Raw genomic sequence first — 19,577 nt, forward strand, 5'->3', positions numbered from 1 at the left:
GCCCGAAATCACCACCGGTCAGATGATCAGGCTCCAACGAGAGCGCCGAGGCATGAGCACCACCGCGTTAGCCACGCAGTCCGGCTGCACCCCCCGGCACATCGAGCTCATCGAGCACGGCAAACGCACCCCCTCCCTCACCCTGCTGCGCGAGATCGCCAAAGTGCTCGGCGTCCGCACCGCCGTGCTGCTGGGCGAGACCCCGCGCGACTCCCACGAGCCGAGCAGGCCGCAGATCGGCGACATCGAGCGGGCGCTGTTCACCTGCCGCTCGGCCTCGCCCGACATCGAGCCGCCCGACGCCGAGCAGCTCGCCGAACGCGTCGCGGCGGCGCGCAACGCCTGGTTCACCTCGACCCGGCGCTACTCGATCCTGATGGCCGCGCTGCCGTCCCTGATCACCGACACCGAGACGCTGGTCCTCGACCGCGCCCCCGCCTCCTACCGGGTCGCCACCGACGCGTACGTGCTGGCCAGAGCCGTGCTCAAGCACCTGCGGCGGGTGGACCTGGCGCATCTGGCGGCCGACCGGGCGATGCGCTTCGCCGAGGAGTCGGCCGACCCGCTGATGATCGCGTGGGCGTACTGGAACCTGGGGCAGTCGATGCTGGCCGACGACATGCACCAGATCGCGTACGACGTCGCCCGGCGGGCCATCGAGCAGCTCGAACCGCACGTCGGCGACGGCGACGAGCGTCACCTCAAGGCGCTCGGCGCGCTCCACCTGCTCGCCGCCGTCGGCGAGGCTCGCGCGGGCGACGACGACACGGCCAGGGAGCGCGTACGCGGCCCCGCGGCCCGGCTCGCCGAACGGGTCGGCGACTCCTCCGGCGGCTACGACCAGGCGTTCTTCGGGCCCACCAACGTCGCCATCCACATGGCCTGCATCGAGACCGACACCGGGCACCCCGACACGGTGCTGCACATCGCCGACGACATCGACCTGCGCCGCATCCCGTCCATGGAGCGGCGCGCCACCCATCTCGCCGACGTGGCGCGGGCCTGCGAGGATCTCGGCGACGACGCCGCCAGCCTGCTCCACCTGCTGCGGATCGAGCGCGAGTCGCCGGAGGAGCTCGACCACAAGCTGCTGCTGCGCGAGATGGTCCGGTCACTGGCGCGGCGGGCGCGGCCGTCGTGGGCGCCCGAGGTGCGCCACCTGGCCGAACGCCACGAGATCCCCATCTGAGCGAACAGAGAGTTCGGATCACGCGAACGAAGAGTTCCTCCGCCCGAGTTCGTCACGGACAGGCGCCGAGGTGCCACGCTGCGTTCATGACCAGCACGCCTACTGCCGACGTCGTCATGGAACGCCTTCTCCGGGAGGCCGCACGCGAGTTCCCCGAGTGGGCGTTCGAACGGGACCGGCACGGGTGGACCGCCGCCCGCGGCGAGGTCCGGCTCACCCGGCCCACCCTGGCCGCCCTGCGTGCCCTGCTGTGCCTGCACCGGGGCGCCCGATGACCGCCCTGAGCCTCGGCTCGTCCGCCGAGGACCGGCGCCTGGTGGAGCGGCAACTGCACGTCCTGCGAACCACGTACCCGGCATGGGACGTCCGCTTCCGCCCCGACGTCCCCGCCGGCGGACGCTGGACGGCCGTACTCGGCCGCCCGCTCACGGCGCAACTGGCGGCCGGCGGCGTACGCAAACGCCTGGCCGCCCCCGACGCCATCACCCTGGCCTCCGCCCTGGCCCACCACACCACCCTGCTCCACGCCCGCCGCCGCCCGGCCTGGCCCGCCTGACCAGCACAGGCCCTCAGCGTCGCAGCGGTCCCTCGCAGGGAGGGCTCGGCCTGACGCACTGAGGGCTCGCGTCGGTGTCGTCCAGCCCGGGACGGAGCACGAGAATGACGGACCGCGCCCCGCGTGCCGTCCGATGCGGTCAGCCACAAGACAGAAGGCCCGGACAGCGTCCGGGCCTGGAGAGGACGGAAGGCTACGCGGGCAGGAAACCCACCCGGTCGCGGACCATCTCCATCGTCTGCCTGGCCACCTCGGACGCGCGCCGCGCGCCGATCGCGAGCATGCGGTCGAGCTCGGCCTCGTCGGACAGCAGCTTCTCGGTGCGCTCGCGGATCGGCGTGAACGCGTCGACCACGGCCTCGGCGACGTCCTTCTTGAAGGTGCCGTAGCCCTGGCCCTCGTAGCGGGCCACCAGCTCGGGGATGGACGTGCCGGTCAGCGCGGACTGGATGCGCAGCAGGTTGGAGATGCCGGGCTTGTTCTCCTCGTCGAACAGGACCTCCGAACCCGTGTCGGTCACCGCGCGCATGACCTTCTTGCGCAGCGGGCCGGGCTGCTCCAGGACGTCGAGGATGCCCGCCGGGCTGGAGGACGACTTCGACATCTTGGCCGACGGGTCCTGCAGGTCGGTGATCTTCTCGACCTCCTTGAGGATGTGCGGCTCGGGCAGCGTGAACGTCTCGCCGAAGCGGTGGTTGAAGCGCTGGCCGAGGTCGCGCGTGAGCTCGAGGTGCTGCTTCTGGTCGGCGCCCACCGGGACCCGGTTTGCCTGGTAGAGCAGGATGTCGGCGGCCTGCAGGATCGGGTAGGTGAACAACCCGACGCTGGCCGCGCTCTCGCCGTACTTGGCGGACTTGTCCTTGAACTGGGTCATGCGGGCGGCCTCGCCCATGCCGGTGAGGCAGATCAGCACCCAGGCCAGCTCGGTGTGCTCGCGCACGTGCGACTGCACGAACACGGTGGACCGCTCGGGGTCGAGCCCGGCGGCGAAGAGCTGGGCCGCGGCCACGCGGCTGCGGCGGCGCAGCGCGTCGGGCTCGGTCGGCACGGTGATCGCGTGGAGATCGACCACGCAGTAGAACGCGTCGTGGGTCTCCTGCAGAGTGACCCACTGGCGGACCGCACCCAGGTAGTTGCCCAGGTGGAAGGAGTCCGCGGTGGGCTGGATGCCGGAGAGTACACGAGGTCTGGCCATAGCAGGCAATTGTGTCAGGAGTTCTGGTCGGGAGGCGACTCGAGCGCCGGACGGCGCTTCACGCGTACGCGGGAGATGCGCCGGCCGTCGAGCTCGGTGACGGTGAGCTCGAAGCCGGAGAACTCGACCCGCTCCCCCTGTACGGGCACGTGCCCCAGCATGGCCATGACGAAACCGGCCAGCGTCTCGTACGGGCCGTCCGGCAGGCGGATGCCGGTCTCGGTGGCGAAGTCGTTGAGGTTGGTCAGGCCGTCGATCTCGATCTCGCCTGCGGGCAGGACGACGATGTGCTCCTCCAGGTCGTACTCGTCCCTGATGTCGCCGATGAGCTCCTCGACCAGGTCCTCCAGGGTGACGATGCCGGCCGTGCCGCCGTACTCGTCGACCACGATGGCGAGGTGCTGGCCCTCGTCGCGCATCTCGTTCAGCGTGGCGAGCAGGCGCTTGGACGCGGGCACGAACTTGGCCGTCCTGATCGGCACGACCGCGCTGATCGGCTCTTTCCGCCCGGCCAGCTCGGGGGCGAGGAGGTCGCGGACGTGGACGAACCCGACGACGTCGTCGTACGTCTCCCGGTAGACCGGGAAGCGGGAGTGCGGGAGCGTGGCGGCCAGCCTGGCTGCCTCGTTCAGTGGCGTGTCCACCTCCATGAACTCCACCTCGGTGCGCGGCAGCATCACCTCCCTGAGCTGCCGTTTGCCGGCGGCGAACACCTCGCCGATGAGCTTGCGCTCGTCGGCGGTCAGCTCGGTGTGGCCGACCACCATGTCGCGCAGCTCCTCGGTGCTGACCTCCTCGCGGTCGGCCTTCGGGTTGCCGCCGAGCAGCCGGACCACGCCGTCGGTGGACTTCGAGAGCATCCAGATGATCGGGCGCGACAGCACGGCGAGGCGGTCGAGGAACGGCGCCACGTACAGCGACAGGCCCTCGGCCCGCTGCAGCGCCAGCCGCTTGGGGGCGAGCTCGCCCAGCACCAGCGACACGTACGAGATGGCGAGGGTGACCAGCACCAGCGCCAGCACGGGGGCCACGGCCTCGGGCACCCGCCAGCCCTCCAGGACGGGCACGAACTGCGCGGCCAGCCGGTCGGCGCCGAACGCGGCCGACAACATGGTCGCCACCGTCACGCCGATCTGCACGGCCGACAGGAACCTGTTGGGATCATGGGCGAGCTTGGCCACGCGTTCGCCGCGGCGGCCACGCTTGGAGAGCTTGCGGACCTGGCTCTCCCGCAACGAGACCATCGCCATCTCGGCGGCGGCGAAGAACCCCCCGATCAGGATGAAGAGCAGGACCAGGGCGATGTTTGCCGCGACGGTGTCGAACATGGTGGTTGGCAGCGTACTCGTCCGCTTTCCAGCGTATGCTGAACCGCAAGCCGTACAAAATCAAACATATTCTAACAGGAGCGGACATGAGACTGCTGGTGACCGGCGGGGCGGGGTACGTCGGCAGCGTGGTCGCGGCCCAGCTCGTCGAGGCGGGACACGAGGTCACCGTGCTCGACGACCTGTCCACGGGGCACGTGGACGCGGTGCCGGAAGGCGCCCGGTTCGTCCGGGCCGGCATCACCGAGGCCCACGACGCGCTCGACGGCGCGGAGGCGGTGCTGCACTTCGCGGCCAGGTCACTGGTGGGCGAGTCGGTGCAGCAGCCGGGGCTCTACTGGGCCAACAACCTGGGCGGCACGCTGGCGCTGCTCGACGCCATGCGCGCGAAGGACGTGCGGCGCATCGTGTTCTCCTCGACGGCGGCCACGTACGGCGAGCCCGAGCGCTCCCCCATCCAGGAGGACGACCCTACCCGCCCGACCAACCCGTACGGCGCCTCCAAGCTGGCCGTGGACACCGCGTTGACCACGTACGCGCGGCTGTGGGGCCTCGGCGCGGTGAGCCTGCGCTACTTCAACGTGGCCGGCGCCCACGGCCGCTACCGCGAGCGGCACACGGTCGAGACGCACCTCATCCCCAACGTGCTGAAGGTGGCGACCGGCGAGCGCGAGTCGGTGAGCGTGTTCGGCACCGACTACCCGACCCCCGACGGCACCTGCGTGCGCGACTACATCCACGTGACCGACCTGGCCAGGGCCCACCTGCTGGCGCTGGACGCGGTCACGCCGGGCGAGCACAAGATCTACAACCTGGGCAACGGCACCGGCTTCTCCGTGCAGGAGGTGATCTCGGTCTGCCGTGAGGTAACCGGTCACGAGATCCCGGCCGTGGTCGGCGACCGGCGGCCCGGCGATCCGGCGGTGCTGGTGGCCTCGTCCGCCAAGATCCAGCGCGAGCTGGGATGGAAGCCCGAGCGGACGGCCCTGCGCGACATCGTCTCCGACGCCTGGCGAGCGCTTTCCGGGAAATAGCCCTACGGCGGGCGAATGTGTGCTGGGATACCGAAATGTGAGGACCATTTCACCTAGGGTCACGAAGCTGTTCTTCGGCGCCCTCGTCGCGGTGGGCTGCCTCACGGCCGCCGCCGGTGTGATCTTCGCGACGTCTCAGCCGGCGCCGGCCGCCCAGCCCGCCTCCTGCACCCCGGTGGACACGACCTAGAAACGGAACGCGGGCGCGCGCCTCCTCTGTCCCAGGAGACCGCGCGCCCGCCGTTCGGATGCCGAAGTCCGCGCTCCAGACGTCGGCGCTCAGACGTCGACGCTCAGACGTCGACGCTCAGACGTCGGCGCTCAGACGTCGGCGCTCAGACGTCGGCGCTCAGACGTCGGCGCTCAGACGAGGCCGAGCTCCTTGACGGCCTGGCGCTCCTCCTCCAGCTCGCGCACGCTGGCGTCGATGCGCTCGCGGGAGAACGCGTCGATCTCGAGCCCCTGGATGATCTCGTACGTGCCGTTCGCCGAACGCACGGGGAACGACGAGATCAGGCCCTCGGGCACGCCGTACGAGCCGTCGGAGACCACGGCCGCGGACGTCCAGTCGGTGCCGTTGACCCAGTCGTGGACGTGGTCGATCGCGGCGTTGGCGGCCGAGGCGGCCGAGGAGGCGCCGCGCGCCTCGATGATGGCGGCGCCGCGCTTGGCGACCGTCGGGATGAACGTGTCGCGCAGCCACTCCTGCTCGACCAGCTCGGCCGCGACCTTGCCGCCGACCTCGGCGTGGAACAGGTCGGGGTACTGGGTGGCGGAGTGGTTGCCCCAGATCGTCATCTTCTTGATCTCGGTGACCGGGACCTGCAGCTTCGCGGCCAGCTGCGACAGCGCGCGGTTGTGGTCGAGCCTGGTCATCGCGGTGAAGCGGTCGGCCGGCACGTCCGGCGCGTTCTGCTGGGCGATGAGCGCGTTGGTGTTGGCCGGATTGCCGACGACCAGCACCCGGATGTCGTCCGCGGCGTGGTCGTTGATGGCCTTGCCCTGCGGGCCGAAGATGCCGCCGTTGGCCCCGAGCAGGTCGCCGCGCTCCATGCCGGCCTTGCGCGGCATGGCGCCGACCAGCAGCGCGACGTTGGCGCCGTCGAACGCCACGTTGGGGTCATCGGTGATCTCGATGCCGGACAGCAGCGGGAACGCGCAGTCGTCCAGCTCCATCGCGGTGCCCTCGGCCGCCTTCACCGCCGCCGGGATCTCCAGGAGGCTGAGCTTGACCGGGACGTCGGCGCCGAGCAGCTGCCCCGACGCGATGCGGAACAGCAGTGCGTAGCCGATCTGGCCGGCGGCTCCGGTGACGGTCACCTTGACGGGCGCAGTGGCTGACGACGCCATGGCGTTACCCCTATCTCGCTGCACGAATGATTGACTTTCGGGATGTTACCCGCTCGTACTCAGCAGGTTTCCATCGCGGGCACCTTCAGTTCGGCATCGAAATCGACCGTCTTGAAATGGCTGGTCACGAGCTTGTCGATGAAGCCCGTGCGATAGAGGTCGGCGATCAGTGCCTTGACCGCCTTGCACGTCTTCACGTCGCCGTTCCGGATGCCGACGGCGTAGCGCTCGTTGCTGAGCTTCGCGCCGAGGACCTTGAAGCGCGAGTGCTCGCGGGCGGCGAACCCGGCCAGGATCAGGTCGTCGCCCGGCACCGCGTCGACCTCGCCGCTCCTGAGCATGTCCATGCAGGCCGCGTAGTCGGGCGCCGAGACCGCCTCGACCGCCACGCGGTCCTGGACCAGCCCCACCGACGGGCTGTTGGGCGCGCAGATGCGCTTGCCCTTCAGGTCGCCGAGCTCGTCGATGCGGCCGCCCGCGCGCACGAGGACGTCCTGGTGGGCGAGGTAGTACGGGCCGGCGAACACCACGTCGCTCTCGTCGATCGAGTACGTGGCGACGACCAGGTCGACGGCGCCCTCGGTCAGCGCGGCGGCACGGTCGTAGCCGCTCACGCTGACGAACGTCGTCTCCTTGGCCCCCAGCCCCTCGGCGATGCGCCTGGCGACGTCGACGTCGAAGCCCTCGTACAGGCCGCCGTTGTCCAGCCCGACGCCCGGCAGGTCGCCGCGCACGCCGATCACCACCTTTCCGGTCTGCGCCACCTTGTCGACGACGCTGGCGAACGGGTTCGCGGGGTCGTCGCCCGACGGGCCCACGGAGGACGGGCGCTCGGGGGGCTCGCCGAACGCGAGCGGCAGCCTGCCGTTCAGCGCCAGTGCGAGCACCGTGGCGGCGACCAGCGCGAGCGCGGTGCCGACGGCGGCCCAGACCTTCCCGCGCCGCCGCCTGGCCGCCCCCGCGGGCTCGGTCATCGGGTACGGCGCCCGCTCCGGCTGCGCCGTCGGTCCAGGCGGCCCGGGCGTCCCGGGCGGTCCTGACGGGCCGGGCGGCACTGTGGCGGGCTGCTGGGCGGGCCCGGTGACCTGACCCGTCGCGGGCGCGGCCGTCTGGGGAGGCGGCGGCGGGGCCGGCACCACGGAGCCCGTCCGCTGGTCGGTGATCGAGCCGGCCGACACCCTGATGAACGGCGTGGTGTCGTCACCGGCCACCTGCACGCCCCGGGTGAGCACCGCCGTGGACGCGCCCACGGTGGAGGACTGACCGAGCAGCCGCAGCAGGATCTGGTCGGCCGACGGCCGCTCGGCCGGCGACTTGGCCAGCGCCGAGCGGACGACGCTCCGCAGCGGCTCCGGCATCATGCTGACGTCGACCTCGTGGTTGAGGATCTTGTTGAGCACCACCGCGATCGACTTGCCGTCGAACGCGGGCTTGCCGGTCGCCGCGTACGCGATGGTCGCGCCCCAGGAGAAGACGTCGGTGTACGGCCCGACGTCGTCGCCGGCGATCTGCTCGGGGGCCATGTAGGCGGGGGTGCCGATGGCGCGGCTGGTGATCGTACCGGTGGAGTCGATGATCCGGGCGATGCCGAAGTCGACCACGCGCGGCCCGTCGGCGGCGATCAGCACGTTGTCGGGCTTGAAGTCGCGATGCACGATCGAGGCGTGGTGGATGGCGGTGAGCGCGGTGGCGGTGCCGACGGCGAGGCGTTCGAGCACCGTCCCGGTGAGCGGCCCGTCGGTCTCGACGATCTCGCGCAGGGGACGGCCGTCGATGTATTCGCTGGCGATGTAGGGGGTGTCGCCTTCGAGGTCGGCCTCCATCACCCCGGCGGTGCAGAACGACGCCACCCGCTGCGCAGCCTTCAGCTCCCTCGCGAACCGGGAGCGGGCGATGGTGTCACCGGTGAACTTGACGTGCAGGAGCTTGACCGCGGCGCGCTCGCCCTCGTCGTTGACGCCGAGGTAGACGATGCCCTGACCGCCTTCCCCGATCCGTCCGGACAGCCGGAAGGATCCCAGCTCGGTGGGATCGCCGGCGACCAGCGGCGAGATCTGCGGCATTCGTCATCCCCACGTGTCCTGAACCCCATCGACGCAAACTTTACGACGCCCGGCCGATTCTCACGGATCTGTTAAAGCTTCGTGACGTCACGGCTTCGCCGCATTCATGCGGGTTCCCCACGCGATGAGCACACGCGAGAGCCCGGCCCGCCGCACGGGGGCCGGGCTCTCGCACGCCTGTCAGTACGGCAGGCTCAGGGAAGTGAAGGTCTTACGCAGGTACGGCGCCTTGAACTTCGGGTAGGCCACCGTGTTCACGTCACCGTCGGATGTGTACCGCATGTCGGGATTCTTCTTCAGCCAGTCGAGCCAGGCCTCCGAGCAGAACTGGGCGCAATCACCCTTCTTCTCCATGACCTTGATCCGCGGGATCCCGGCCGGGTCGAACGACTTGCTGAACGGCGCCGGCGCCGGCGTGTACCCGGCCAGGAAGGCGCCCTTGTGACGGTAGGCCTTGCCGCGCAGGGCCCAGTCCTTCTTCCTGGGCTGGGCGCCGTACGGCAGGGAGATGGTGACGGGCTTGGTGTACGACAGCGAGTCGATCGTCTTGCCGATCGAGCCGATCTGCTCCTCGACCTGCTCCTGCGTCAGGCTGCGCAGGTTGAGGTGGTCGCGGGTGTGGTTGGCGACCTCGAAGCCGTTGTCCTTGAGCCACAGGAGCGCCTGCGCCTGCTCCTCGCGGGTGTGCTTGCCGAACAGGTCGCGCGTCACGAAGAACGTGGCCTTCGGGCGCCAGCCCGGGTACTTCGCCGCCACCTCCCGCATGATCGCGACCGCGGTGTCCTTCTGCGGGACGCCCACGGCGTTCAGCGTCAGCTGCGACGGCGAGGAGTCGTCGAAGGTCAGCACCACGGGGTGCTTGCCCGCCGGGATGTCGATCTTGCCGGTCACCATCTCGGCGGCCGTGATGGGCACGTAGTTCTCCTTGGCCAGCCGCTCCAGGTCGGCCCTGAACTGCTTGGGCGTCCTGTCGTCGGTGGTCTGTGGAGTCGGCACGACTCGGTGGAACATGAGCACCGGGATCTGGCCCAGCTCGTTGGCCCTGACCTTGGCGGCGTTGCGTACCTTCGCCTCCTTGGTGGCCTTGAGCTTGGCGGCGGCGTCGGCTTTGGCGTCCACCTTCACGACAGGGGGCGGCTCCGAGCCGCAGCCGGTCATGATCGCGGTCGCCGCGAGCACTCCCACCCCACTCAACAAACCCAGTCGCATCCGAACCCCCCGAGACGCGTACGACTGTGAGCGGCCCGCGATCGGCGGGTCACTGCAGGTAGCGATGCCTGCGAAGGGCTCCTACCCAGTTGATCAACTCAGCCACGCCGCGTAACCGTCAAGAGATCGTCCCGGAACCCGTGCCAGACATGACCGCATTTTCAGCCGCGCACCGCGAGGTGTTCACGCCGCTGCCCGCCAGGCGGCGATAAGCGGTCGTGGGCACCGGGTAGGGATTCCGCTCTGAGGCACGATCCTTGACCGGGCCATGGGACAGTCGGCGTTTGCGGGGCTTGTCCGCCGCTCCGCGGGCGAGGACACCGACCCGATGCCGCGGCTCGGCGTGCCCGGGGCGGACTTGGCCCGTACCAGGTCGTCACCTGACGCGTATCATTTAGACGAGCATCGAACCATTTCGGAGGTTCCGTATGACCGCCGCCACCCTGGAGAGCAGCACGGCAGCGGCCTGCTGCGCGCCCATCGCCCGCGAGCCCCTGGGCGAAGGCGACGCGGCCGAGCTCGCCGCCCTGCTCAAGGCGGTCGCCGACCCCGTACGCCTGCGGCTGCTGTCGATGATCGGCTCGCACGCGGGCGGTGAGGCGTGCGTGTGCGACCTCACCGACGCCTTCGACCTGACCGCCCCCACCATCAGCCACCACCTGAAGGTCCTGCGCACGGCGGAGCTGATCAGCGGCGAGCGGCGCGGCACCTGGGTCTACTACCGGATCGTTCCTGAGACCGTGGCCAGGCTCGGCGCCCTGTTCGCCCCGCTGGCCGAGCCGGCTCACAGGCCGTAGACGGCCAGGGCCCTGCTCGCGTACGCGGCGATCGGGGCGGCGACGTGCTCGGCGTCACGGTGCACGCCGCGCAGCGTGTTGGAGGCGAAGGAGCGCTGGAACTCCAGCCCGACATAGCCGAGCCCGGGATGCGACGTGGAGATGCCGCCGCTGTGCAAAGGCATGCCCGTCTCGTCCAGGCAGCCGAGGGATCGCAGACAGTCCAGGTGGGGGCGGTAGCCGGTGGCGTAGATGACCGTGTCCACGCGTTCGCGGCTGCCGTCGGCCCATACGACCTGGTCGCCGTCGAGGGCGGTGAACATGGGGCGGCGGTTCATCCGCCCCGCGGCGAGGGCGGCGGCGTAGTCGCCGGTGTCCAGCACCAGGGTGCCGGTGGCGACGCGGGCCAGCCACTGCGGCGGCAAGAAGTCGAAGCCGGTGGTGTCGTGCCAGAAGTGCACGTCCTTGCCGCCGATGAGCTGCGGCATGAACTGGATCGGCTGTCGTGTGGCGAGGGTGACGGTGGCGACCTCGGCCAGCTCGTAGCCGACCTGGACGGCGGAGTTGCCGGCGCCCACCACGATTACACGTTGCCCGGCGTGGTGCTTGGGATTGCGGTAGTCGGCGACGTGCAGGACCTGGCCGGCGAAGTCGTCCTGTCCGGGCAAGTCGGGGATGTAGGGGTTGCCGAACGAGCCTGAGGCCGCCACGACGCCCATGGTCCGGAACGTGTCGCCGTTGACGGTGTGCACCAGGAAGCCGGCGCCGTCGGCCTCGACGGAGGCGACCCTTACCCCGGTGCGGATCTCCACGTCCAGGGTGTCGGCGTAGCGCCGGAGGTAGGTGACGACCTCGTCCCTGGTGGGATGGCCGTCGGGGTCGCCCGGGAAGTTCATGCCCGGCATGGCGCTGTAACGGGCGGGCGAGAACAGGGTGAGGTTGTCGTAGTAATCGGCCCAGGAGCCGGTGGGCTGGTCGCCTGCTTCGAGGATGACCGGGGTGACGCCGCGGTCGCGGAGTGCTCGGGCCGCGCTGAGGCCGGACTGTCCGGCCCCGATGACGATCGTGTCCATGCCGCCGGATCATATCCTCATATCCAGAAAACACAATATGATGGCGTCGGGGTGATGCTATGACCATGGATGGGATCGAGCTGAGCTCCGCGGCGCGCGGCTTTCTCAAGGCGATGGCCAGCGAGACGCGCCAGCAGATCATGGGGCTGTTCGCCGGAGGCGTGGAGCTGACCGTCAACGAGGTCGCCGAGCGCATGTCGCTGGCCCAGTCGGCGACCTCGACCCATTTGGCGACCCTGCGCGACGGCGGAGTGCTCGTCTCGCGGCGGGAGTGGAAGACGGTCTACTACCGCGCCGACTCCGCGCGGATCAGCAAGGCGCTGTCCGACCTGCAGGCCACCCTGAACGCCTGCTGCCCGGCGGACGATCTCGTCACCCCCTCGGCCCGTACAGGTTGCCGAGGACGAGAAGGCCGATGACGGCGACGAGCCAGAGCAGCGCGCGCCTGCTCGGCCGTGGCCCGTCGGCGGCATGGTGATGCCCATGGGGATGAACGCGGCGCAGAGGCCCCCTGTGGCGATGATCGACCGCGGTGTCCGGGTGCCCTTGAGGGTGACGAGGAACGACACAGGCCAGCGCCACCGAGCGGCCGAGGCCCAGGGCTCCTGAACGGTAGGCGCCGACGGCGAGCACGATCCATCCGAGGAGGATCGCGCCGGAGAGCGTCTTGAACGGATGCCAGGCCCTCTCCCGCCAGGCCTGGTAGTAGCCGTTGACGGCCCGTCGCCGGGGCGCGGGAGCATGGTGGCGGGCGGGGGCGGCGCGGGCGCGTCCAGCCGGGGTCGGACCTTTCGGCCGCCTACGACCGGCGGGTACGACCAGGGTCGGAGGGAATTGATCGGCCCCTGGTCTGATGCCGGAGAAGCCTGCGGCGAGGTACGTTCCTCGCATGAACGGGGCGTGGCAGCGGCTCAGCGCGGGCAAGGCCGCCGATACGGCGCTCGCGGTCGTCGTGGCGTTGCTCATCGGCTACGCGATCGTCGATCCGCCGGGCCCTTCGTCATGGTGGCCCGTTTGGTCGGCCTGGCCGGTCGCGGCCGTGCTGGGCTTCCCGATCGCCCTCCGGCGGCGCCGGCCGCTGCCCATGCTGGGCGTGGCGGCCACGGGGGCCGTGCTGGCCACCGTGGCCGGCGCCGTCGCCGCGGGCGCGATCTGGCTGTCGTTCGTCCCGGGGGCGCTCGTGCTCTACCAGGTGGCCGCCACCACCACGACCGGGCGGTCGGCCGCGAGCCTGGCGGCGTGCGTGTCCGGTGCCACCGCCGCCGTCCTGGTCTTCTACGCGCAGGTCCTGCCCGGCCTGCCGCCCGCCCCTGAGCCCAGCGAGTTGCCGCCGTACTGGCCGGTGGAGATCGGCGCGATCTGCGTGTTCATGGGCGCGGGGTGGGCGGCCGGGGCGGTGGTCCGCTGGAAGCGGGAGACATCGGCCCGCCTCGCCCGCCACCTCGCCGAGGCCGCGGTGGCCGACGAGCGCCGGCGCATCGCCCGCGAGCTGCACGACGTCATCGGCCACAGCATGGGTCTGATCGCCGTCAAGGCCACCGTCGCCAACCACGTCGCCGAGGCGCGCCCGCAGGAGGCGCGCGCCGCGCTGGCGGTCATCGAGCAGACCAGCCAGAGCGCGCTCACCGAGATCCGGCGCATGCTCGGCCTGCTCCGCGCCGACGGCGACCCGCACCACGAGCTCATGCCCGCACCCGGTCTGACCGATCTGCCCGAGCTGGCGGGCCATGCCCGCTCGGCCGGGGTCGACGTCGATCTGGTGGTGCGCGAGGATGCCGCGTCACCTCCGGCGGTGGCGCTGTCGGTCTACCGCATCGTGCAGGAGGCACTGACGAATGTCATCACCCACGCGGCTCCCACCCGCTGCTCGGTCCGGGTCGACATCGACGGACGCGACGCCGTGATCGAGGTCGTCGACGACGGCCCCCACCACCGCCGCGAGCCGGCGAGGGCCCGCCACGGCGGGCACGGCCTGATCGGCATGCGCGAGCGGGCCGCGATGTACGGCGGCACGCTGACCGCCGGGCCCCGCCCGGAAGGAGGCTTCCGGGTAACCGCCCGCCTGCCCTACGGCAGCCCGACATGAGCAACCCGTCCCCACACCGACGAGAGCGCGACGCGAGCGACCGATCGCCGCACCAACGGCAGTCCGACGTGAGCCACGAGGCGCCGCCCGTTCGGGTGCTGCTCGCCGAGGACCAGGTGCTGGTGCGCGACAGCTTCAAGCTGCTCATCGACAGCACGCCCGGGCTGGTGACCGTGGGCGAGGCAGGCACCGGCGCCGACGCCGTGGAGCTGGCCCGCCGGTTGCGCCCCGACGTCGTGCTCATGGACGTGCGCATGCCCGGCATGGACGGCATCGAGGCCACCGGCCACATCTGCGCCCACCCCGACACCGCCGGGGTCCACGTGCTGATCCTCACCACGTTCGACCTCGACGAATACGTGTACGCCGCGCTGCGGGCGGGCGCCAGCGGCTTCCTGCTCAAGAGCGCGACCGCGGCCGAGCTGCTCGCCGCCGTCCGCGTCGTCGCGTCCGGCGAAGCGCTGCTCGCGCCCACCGTCACCCGCCGGCTCATCACCGCGTTCCTGCGAAGCCCCGAACGACCTCCGGCGGCACGAGCCCTCGACGGCATCACGCCGCGCGAGGCCGAGGTGCTCACCCTCGTGGGCCGGGGAAAGTCCAACGCCGAGATCGCCGAGCATCTCCACCTCACCGTCGGCACCGTCAAGACCCACATCGGCCGCCTCCTGATGAAACTGCGGGCCCGCGACCGCGCTCAGCTGGTCATCGCCGCCTACGAAGCCGGGCTCGTCACCCGCTGAACCGCTTCGACGTCCCCTCGCATGATTAGACGGCCGCCTAATTTGACATCCATCTAAGCATCCGCCAAGCTGATCCTGCTTAGATGAACTTCTAACCAGGAGGCTCCCGGTGTTCACGCTGCTCCGCCGTCCGCGGCCCGCGACGATCACGTTCGACGAGAGGCGCGGCGAGGTGTGCGACGCCCGGTGCCGCGCGGGGGCGCTGGCCGAGCGCGCCCGCACCTCCGCCCTGATGGCCCGCTGAGAGGAAAGGTTCGATCATGAGTGGATGTTGTGGCCCCTCGGCCGTGGAGATCGAGCGGTTCGCGCCGCGCACCGGGCTTCCCGTGGTCGTGATCGGCGCGGGGCCGGTGGGCCTGGCCGCCGCCGCCCACCTGGCCGAACGCGGCCTGGACTTCCTCGTGCTGGAGGCCGGTGAGCAGGCGGGCGCGTCGATCGTGCAGTGGGGGCACGTACGGCTGTTCAGCCCGTGGAAGTACGACATCGACGCCGCGGCCCGCCGCCTGCTGGAGGCCACCGGCTGGACCGCGCCCGACCCCGACTGGCTCCCGACCGGTGCCGAGCTCATCTCCGGCTACCTCGCGCCGCTGGCCGGGCTCTTCGGCGACCGGCTGCGTACCGGCGTGCGGGTGACGGCGATCAGCCGCCTCGGTTACGACCGCGTCCGCACGAACGGCCGCGAGGACGTCCCGTTCGTGCTGCGGCTCGACACCGGCGAGGAGCTCCAGGCCGGCGCCGTCATCGACGCCTCCGGCACCTGGACCGAGCCGAATGTGCTCGGCGCCGCCGGTCTGCCCGCCTATGGCGAGAGCGATGTCGCCGACCTCGTCGCCCACGCGCTGCCGGACGTGCTCGGGGCGGACCGCGCCACGTACGAGGGCAGGCACACGCTCGTGGTCGGCGCCGGCCACTCGGCCGCCACCACGCTCATCGCGCTCGCCCGGCTCGACGACGCCCAGATCACCTGGGCCATCCGGGCCGGCTCGGCCACTCGCGCCTACGGCGGCGGAGACGCGGACGCGCTGCCGGCGCGCGGCGCGCTCGGCACCCGCCTGCACGAGCTGGTCACCTCAGGGCGCGTCCGCTTGCTGACCGGCTTCTTCACCCACACGCTGGCGAAGGACGGCGAGCAGGTGCGGGTGGTCAGCCGCGACCCGTCCGGTTTCGAGCAGTCGGTCACGGTCGACCGGATCGTGTCGGCCACGGGCTACCGTCCCGACCACTCGATCGCCTCCGAGCTGCGTCTCGACCTCGACCCGATCCTGGGCTCCACCCGGGCCCTCGCGCCGCTGATCGACCCGAACCGCCACTCCTGCGGCACCGTCCCCGCCCACGGCGTGGACGAGCTGTCGCACCCCGAGCCCGGCTACTACGCGGTCGGCGTCAAGAGCTACGGCCGCGCTCCGACGTTCCTGCTGGCCACCGGCTACGAGCAGGCCCGTTCCGTCGTCGCCGCCCTGGCCGGCGACTGGGAGGCGGCCAGGGACGTGCGGCTGGAGCTGCCGGAGACCGGCGTCTGCTCCTCCAGCCTCGCCGAGGCCCAGGAGCAGCGCGTCGGCCTGGCCACCGGCGTCGGCGGCGGCCTGCTCGCCACCCCGCTCCCCCTGGTCACGGTCTCGTCCGGTGGTGGATGCTGCGGCTGAGCCGTACGTACCACCGGAAGGAACCTGAAGATGTCCCACCCGCGGTCCCGCTCGGGCGGGAGCTCGTGAGCCCGACCGCCGAAGCCGCCGCCCCCGCAGTCGGGAGCGGCGGCCGCTCCACCCGCGGCCGGCGGATCGTCGCCGCCCTGGCCGTCACCCAGACCATCGGCTACGGCGTGCTCTACTACGCCTTCTCGGTCTTCCTCCTCCCCATGCAGCGCGACCTGGGCGCGCACGGTCCGCAGGTCGCCACCGCGCTGACCCTCGCGGTGCTGACCACGGCCCTGTGCGCGCCCCTGGTCGGCCGTCTGCTCGACGCCCACGGTGGTCGCGGCGTGATGACGGCGGGCTCGGTGCTCGGCACGCTGGCGGTGCTCGCCTGGTCGCGGGTGGAGAGCCTGCCCCAGCTGTACGGCGTCTTCGTGGCCGTCGGCATCGCCTCGGCGATGGTGCTGTACGAGTCGGCGTTCGCCGTGATCGTCAGCTGGTTCGACGGGAACGGCCGGGCCGACGCGCTGCTCGCGCTCACCATCGTGGCCGGCTTCGCCTCCTCCATCTTCCTGCCGTTGACCGGCCTGCTCGTCGACCGGTACGGCTGGCGCGACGCTCTCGTCATGCTGGCCATCGGCTACGGCGTCCTGGCGATCCCGCTGCACGCCCTCGTCCTACGGCGCCGTGTCCGTCGCGCGGCCGCGAAGAAGGAGTCCCGGACCGACCTGGTCAGGGCGGCGGTGCGGCAACGGCCGTTCTGGCTGCTGGCGGCGGCCTTCACCGCGCACGGCGGCGGGGTGGCCACCGTTGCCGTGCTGCTCATCACGTACCTGGTACATCTCGGCCATTCCCCGGTCTTCGCGGCCGGCGTCGCCGGGCTGCTCGGCGTGCTGTCGGTGACCGGGCGGCTCATCACCACCGGGCTGCGTCGCCGCTGGGCGGCCGCGCGCGTCGCCGCGGCGGTCTTCGCCTTGCAGGGGATCGGCGCGGTGCTGCTGCCGCCGGTGGGTGCGACCGTGCCGGGGGCGATCGCGTGCGTGCTGCTGTTCGGCATCGGCTTCGGCGTCGGCACGATCACCCTCCCGCACCTGCTCACCGAGCAGTACGGCACCGTCGCCTACGCCAGCCTGTCCGGACGCATCGCCCTGTTCTCCGTCGCCGGCGAGGCGCTGGCGCCGCTGGGCGCCGTGACGCTGGCGCAGACCGTCGGCTACGGCTGGGTGATGGGGTCCGTCACCGCCGCCTGCCTGGCCGCCGCGGTCGCGCTGGTCGCCTACCATCGCCTGTCGAACCAGGTGGTGTCGTCGTGACCGTCGCCACGATCGACTGTTGCGCGCCGATCGCGCGCGGACTGTCCGCGGCCGACTCGGCCGGCCTCGCGGTCATGCTCAAGGCCGTCGCCGACCCCGTACGGCTGCGGCTGCTGTCGTTGATCGGCTCGCACACCGGCGGCGAGTGCTGTGTGGACGACCTGACCGGCGTCTTCGATCTGACCGCGCCCACCATCAGCCACCACCTGAAGGTGTCGCGCACTGCCGGCCTGATCGACGGAGACCGCCGCGGCACCCGGATCCACTACCGTCTGCTTCCCGACCCGCTGACCAACCTGGGCATGCTCTTCACCCCATCCACCGGCGCCACCGGACCGGCGCCCGGCACCGGACTGGTCAGCGCATGAGCCGGGCTCCGCGCCAGGTCGACGTCCTGGTCGTCGGCGGTGGCCAGGCCGGGCTCGCGGCGGGCTTCTACCTGCGCCGGGCCAAGACCGACTTCGTCATCCTCGACGCGTACGCCCGGCCCGGCGGCGCCTGGCCGGGCATGTGGGACTCCCTGCGCCTGTTCTCCCCCGCCCCGTTCAGCTCGCTGCCCGGTTGGATGATGCCGCAGCCGCCGGGCGGCGGCTACCCCGGCGCGGCCGACACCGTCGCCTACCTCACCGCGTACGAGCAGCGCTACGAGCTGCCGATCATCCGCCCGGTGACGGTGAAGGCGGTCCGGACGGGCACACGCCGCCTGCTCGTGGAGACCGACCAGGACGACTGGGAGGCTCGTGTCGTCGTCAGCGCGACCGGCACCTGGTCACGCCCGTACGTTCCTCACTATCCCGGCGTCGGCGACTTCCGCGGCGAACAGCTGCACACCGTGAACTATCAGCGGCCCGACCCCTTCCGCGGCCGGCACGTGGTGATCGTCGGGGGCGGCAACTCCGCCGCCCAGATCCTGGCCGACGTCTCCACCGTCACGCGGACCACCTGGGCGACCCTGCGTCCCCCACGGCTGCTGCCCGACGACGTCGACGGCCGCGCGCTCTTCGACCTGGCCACGCGACGCCACCGCGCCGCCCTGGCCGGACGGAACGACGACGGCATCAGCGGCCTCGGCGACATCGTCGCCGTCCCTCCCGTACGCGACGCGCGCGACCGCGGCGTCCTCAAGTCGGAGCCCATGTTCAGCCGGATCACCCCGACCGGCGTCACCTGGGCCGACGGCAGCGAACTGGCCTGCGACGTCATCATCTGGTGCACCGGCTTCCGCCCCGCGCTCGGCCACCTCGCCCCGCTCCGTCTGCGCGGCCCCGGGGGCCTCATCCCCACGGAGGGCACCCGAGCCGCCGGCGAGCCCCGCCTGCACCTCCTCGGCTACGGCGACTGGACCGGCCCTGCCTCGGCCACCCTGATCGGCGCCGCCCGCACCGCCCGCACCATGGTCACCGAGATCCTGGCTCAGCTCCAGCGCTGAACGACGGCTCAGGGTTCGCGGCCCGCATTCCGGCGAACATGATCGCCACCGTCCGATGCCGGAGGTCCTCGTCCCAGGCGCCGCTGAGTGCCCCGTGGCAGGCGGCGGTGAGCAGCGCGACCACCTCGGCGACGCGGATGTCGGGACGGACGGCACCGGCGCGCTGGGCTTGGACGAGGAGCTCCGCGAGGGACTGCGCCAGGTCCTGGATCGGTTCGTCCGGCCGGACGGCGACGCCGGTCCGCACCAGCAGATCGGCCACGGTCCTGGTCGCCGCCGCCTGCTCCACGACGAACGTGAAGAACGCGAACAGGGCGGTGGCCGGGTCGCCGCCCCCGGCGAGCGCGTCCGCCTCCTCGATCAGCCGTTGCCGCAGACCCTTCATGATGGCGGCGAGCAGATCGTCCTTGGTCGGGAAGTGCCGGAAGACGGTGCCGATCGCCACGCCCGCGCGCGCCGCCACCTCCTCCGTCGAGGCGGACGGACCTTTCTCCGCGAACACGGCCTCCGCGGCGGCGAGAATCCGCGCCCGGTTGCGCTGCGCGTCCGCGCGCGGGGGTTTCCGCTCCGGAGAGGCGGATGAGGAGTGGTGCGTCACGGCGGCG

General features: G+C 71.5%; 21 protein-coding genes. 14 read left to right on the plus strand and 7 right to left on the minus strand.

Annotation, left to right across the window (positions count from 1 at the left end; translation table 11 throughout):
• Nucleotides 1-22 precede the first annotated feature (22 nt).
• The 3 genes from ACIBP6_RS46465 to ACIBP6_RS46475 all read left to right on the plus strand — a co-directional run bounded on the left by ACIBP6_RS46465 (nt 23) and on the right by ACIBP6_RS46475 (nt 1,745).
• On the plus strand, nt 23-1,189 hold the full coding sequence (locus ACIBP6_RS46465; RefSeq protein ID WP_397061707.1) for a helix-turn-helix domain-containing protein: 1,167 nt from the start codon (nt 23-25) through the stop codon (nt 1,187-1,189).
• A gap of 86 nt (nt 1,190-1,275) precedes the next feature.
• Nucleotides 1,276-1,464, plus strand: a complete 189-nt coding sequence (locus ACIBP6_RS46470) for a hypothetical protein (protein ID WP_397061608.1) — start codon at nt 1,276-1,278, stop codon at nt 1,462-1,464.
• A complete protein-coding gene (locus ACIBP6_RS46475) occupies nt 1,461-1,745 on the plus strand; it encodes a hypothetical protein (RefSeq protein WP_397061610.1) in 285 nt (94 codons plus the stop codon). Before ACIBP6_RS46470 ends, ACIBP6_RS46475 begins: the two co-directional genes overlap by 4 nt.
• A 193-nt stretch (nt 1,746-1,938) precedes the next feature.
• Here the strand turns inward: ACIBP6_RS46475 and trpS are convergent, their stop codons facing one another.
• Together trpS and ACIBP6_RS46485 are read right to left on the minus strand one after the other, a co-directional pair.
• Nucleotides 1,939-2,940 (minus strand): tryptophan--tRNA ligase, encoded by a 1,002-nt coding sequence (trpS, locus tag ACIBP6_RS46480; RefSeq protein WP_397061612.1) that lies wholly within the window; start codon nt 2,938-2,940, stop codon nt 1,939-1,941.
• A 14-nt stretch (nt 2,941-2,954) separates the two neighbouring features.
• On the minus strand, nt 2,955-4,268 hold the full coding sequence (locus tag ACIBP6_RS46485; protein ID WP_397061613.1) for a hemolysin family protein: 1,314 nt from the start codon (nt 4,266-4,268) through the stop codon (nt 2,955-2,957).
• An 86-nt stretch (nt 4,269-4,354) separates the two neighbouring features.
• Between ACIBP6_RS46485 and galE the strand changes: the two genes are divergently transcribed.
• Both galE and ACIBP6_RS46495 read left to right on the plus strand, forming a co-directional pair.
• A complete protein-coding gene (gene galE / locus ACIBP6_RS46490; RefSeq protein ID WP_397061615.1) occupies nt 4,355-5,302 on the plus strand; it encodes a UDP-glucose 4-epimerase GalE in 948 nt (315 codons plus the stop codon).
• A gap of 37 nt (nt 5,303-5,339) precedes the next feature.
• Nucleotides 5,340-5,492 carry a hypothetical protein gene (locus ACIBP6_RS46495; RefSeq protein WP_397061616.1) on the plus strand — a complete coding sequence of 51 codons (153 nt, stop codon included), beginning with the start codon at nt 5,340-5,342 and terminating at the stop codon, nt 5,490-5,492.
• Between the two features lie 173 nt (nt 5,493-5,665).
• Here the strand turns inward: ACIBP6_RS46495 and ACIBP6_RS46500 are convergent, their stop codons facing one another.
• The 3 genes from ACIBP6_RS46500 to ACIBP6_RS46510 form a co-directional block, all read right to left on the minus strand.
• Nucleotides 5,666-6,652 (minus strand): malate dehydrogenase, encoded by a 987-nt coding sequence (locus ACIBP6_RS46500; protein WP_397061618.1) that lies wholly within the window; start codon nt 6,650-6,652, stop codon nt 5,666-5,668.
• Nucleotides 6,653-6,711: 59 nt separating this feature from the next.
• Nucleotides 6,712-8,715: a serine/threonine-protein kinase gene (locus tag ACIBP6_RS46505; RefSeq protein WP_397061620.1), complete on the minus strand. Its 2,004-nt coding sequence runs from the start codon at nt 8,713-8,715 to the stop codon at nt 6,712-6,714.
• Between the two features lie 180 nt (nt 8,716-8,895).
• Complete coding sequence (locus ACIBP6_RS46510; protein WP_397061622.1) at nt 8,896-9,900, minus strand: polysaccharide deacetylase family protein; 1,005 nt, start codon at nt 9,898-9,900, stop codon at nt 8,896-8,898.
• 452 nt (nt 9,901-10,352) lie between these two features.
• On the opposite strand from ACIBP6_RS46510, the gene ACIBP6_RS46515 reads away from it, so the two are divergent.
• On the plus strand, nt 10,353-10,721 hold the full coding sequence (locus ACIBP6_RS46515) for an ArsR/SmtB family transcription factor (RefSeq protein WP_132617552.1): 369 nt from the start codon (nt 10,353-10,355) through the stop codon (nt 10,719-10,721).
• On the opposite strand, the gene ACIBP6_RS46520 is transcribed toward ACIBP6_RS46515, so the two are convergent.
• A complete protein-coding gene (locus ACIBP6_RS46520) occupies nt 10,709-11,773 on the minus strand; it encodes a flavin-containing monooxygenase (protein WP_397061623.1) in 1,065 nt (354 codons plus the stop codon). The two genes, ACIBP6_RS46515 and ACIBP6_RS46520, sit on opposite strands and share 13 nt — an antisense overlap.
• Nucleotides 11,774-11,832: 59 nt before the next feature.
• Here ACIBP6_RS46520 and ACIBP6_RS46525 point away from each other — a divergent pair, with 59 nt between their 5' ends.
• The 8 genes from ACIBP6_RS46525 (at nt 11,833) to ACIBP6_RS46560 (ending at nt 18,972) form a co-directional block, all read left to right on the plus strand.
• Complete coding sequence (locus ACIBP6_RS46525; RefSeq protein ID WP_397061624.1) at nt 11,833-12,192, plus strand: ArsR/SmtB family transcription factor; 360 nt, start codon at nt 11,833-11,835, stop codon at nt 12,190-12,192.
• Nucleotides 12,193-12,662: 470 nt separating this feature from the next.
• Complete coding sequence (locus ACIBP6_RS46530; RefSeq protein WP_397061626.1) at nt 12,663-13,859, plus strand: sensor histidine kinase; 1,197 nt, start codon at nt 12,663-12,665, stop codon at nt 13,857-13,859.
• A gap of 68 nt (nt 13,860-13,927) precedes the next feature.
• Nucleotides 13,928-14,599 (plus strand): response regulator, encoded by a 672-nt coding sequence (locus ACIBP6_RS46535; protein WP_397061628.1) that lies wholly within the window; start codon nt 13,928-13,930, stop codon nt 14,597-14,599.
• A gap of 109 nt (nt 14,600-14,708) precedes the next feature.
• Complete coding sequence (locus ACIBP6_RS46540) at nt 14,709-14,843, plus strand: hypothetical protein (protein WP_397061629.1); 135 nt, start codon at nt 14,709-14,711, stop codon at nt 14,841-14,843.
• Nucleotides 14,844-14,859: 16 nt separating this feature from the next.
• Entirely contained in the window at nt 14,860-16,242 is a 1,383-nt protein-coding gene (locus ACIBP6_RS46545) for an FAD-dependent oxidoreductase (RefSeq protein ID WP_397061630.1), read from the plus strand.
• A gap of 65 nt (nt 16,243-16,307) precedes the next feature.
• Entirely contained in the window at nt 16,308-17,543 is a 1,236-nt protein-coding gene (locus tag ACIBP6_RS46550) for an MFS transporter (protein ID WP_397061632.1), read from the plus strand.
• Nucleotides 17,540-17,911, plus strand: coding sequence for a metalloregulator ArsR/SmtB family transcription factor (locus tag ACIBP6_RS46555; RefSeq protein WP_397061633.1), 372 nt, complete (start codon nt 17,540-17,542; stop codon nt 17,909-17,911). Before ACIBP6_RS46550 ends, ACIBP6_RS46555 begins: the two co-directional genes overlap by 4 nt.
• Entirely contained in the window at nt 17,908-18,972 is a 1,065-nt protein-coding gene (locus tag ACIBP6_RS46560; protein WP_397061634.1) for an ArsO family NAD(P)H-dependent flavin-containing monooxygenase, read from the plus strand. Before ACIBP6_RS46555 ends, ACIBP6_RS46560 begins: the two co-directional genes overlap by 4 nt.
• Here ACIBP6_RS46560 and ACIBP6_RS46565 read toward each other — a convergent pair.
• Entirely contained in the window at nt 18,941-19,570 is a 630-nt protein-coding gene (locus tag ACIBP6_RS46565) for a TetR/AcrR family transcriptional regulator (protein WP_397061636.1), read from the minus strand. The two genes, ACIBP6_RS46560 and ACIBP6_RS46565, sit on opposite strands and share 32 nt — an antisense overlap.
• Nucleotides 19,571-19,577: the final 7 nt, after the last annotated feature.

Source organism: Nonomuraea terrae, from assembly GCF_044465245.1.
GTDB lineage: Bacteria > Actinomycetota > Actinomycetes > Streptosporangiales > Streptosporangiaceae > Nonomuraea > Nonomuraea terrae.

Excerpts from the sequence above, each read along its gene's own strand:
- ACIBP6_RS46560 (WP_397061634.1), top strand. The coding sequence starts at position 17,908 with ATGAGCCGGGCTCCGCGCCAGGTCGACGTCCTGGTCGTCGGCGGTGGC.
- ACIBP6_RS46470 (WP_397061608.1), top strand. The coding sequence starts at position 1,276 with ATGACCAGCACGCCTACTGCCGACGTCGTCATGGAACGCCTTCTCCGG.
- ACIBP6_RS46515 (WP_132617552.1), top strand. The coding sequence starts at position 10,353 with ATGACCGCCGCCACCCTGGAGAGCAGCACGGCAGCGGCCTGCTGCGCG.
- ACIBP6_RS46545 (WP_397061630.1), top strand. The coding sequence starts at position 14,860 with ATGAGTGGATGTTGTGGCCCCTCGGCCGTGGAGATCGAGCGGTTCGCG.
- ACIBP6_RS46530 (WP_397061626.1), top strand. The coding sequence starts at position 12,663 with ATGAACGGGGCGTGGCAGCGGCTCAGCGCGGGCAAGGCCGCCGATACG.
- ACIBP6_RS46475 (WP_397061610.1), top strand. The coding sequence starts at position 1,461 with ATGACCGCCCTGAGCCTCGGCTCGTCCGCCGAGGACCGGCGCCTGGTG.
- ACIBP6_RS46525 (WP_397061624.1), top strand. The coding sequence starts at position 11,833 with ATGACCATGGATGGGATCGAGCTGAGCTCCGCGGCGCGCGGCTTTCTC.
- ACIBP6_RS46485 (WP_397061613.1), bottom strand. The coding sequence starts at position 4,268 with ATGTTCGACACCGTCGCGGCAAACATCGCCCTGGTCCTGCTCTTCATC.
- ACIBP6_RS46500 (WP_397061618.1), bottom strand. The coding sequence starts at position 6,652 with ATGGCGTCGTCAGCCACTGCGCCCGTCAAGGTGACCGTCACCGGAGCC.
- ACIBP6_RS46505 (WP_397061620.1), bottom strand. The coding sequence starts at position 8,715 with ATGCCGCAGATCTCGCCGCTGGTCGCCGGCGATCCCACCGAGCTGGGA.
- ACIBP6_RS46520 (WP_397061623.1), bottom strand. The coding sequence starts at position 11,773 with ATGGACACGATCGTCATCGGGGCCGGACAGTCCGGCCTCAGCGCGGCC.
- trpS (WP_397061612.1), bottom strand. The coding sequence starts at position 2,940 with ATGGCCAGACCTCGTGTACTCTCCGGCATCCAGCCCACCGCGGACTCC.
- galE (WP_397061615.1), top strand. The coding sequence starts at position 4,355 with ATGAGACTGCTGGTGACCGGCGGGGCGGGGTACGTCGGCAGCGTGGTC.
- ACIBP6_RS46465 (WP_397061707.1), top strand. The coding sequence starts at position 23 with ATGATCAGGCTCCAACGAGAGCGCCGAGGCATGAGCACCACCGCGTTA.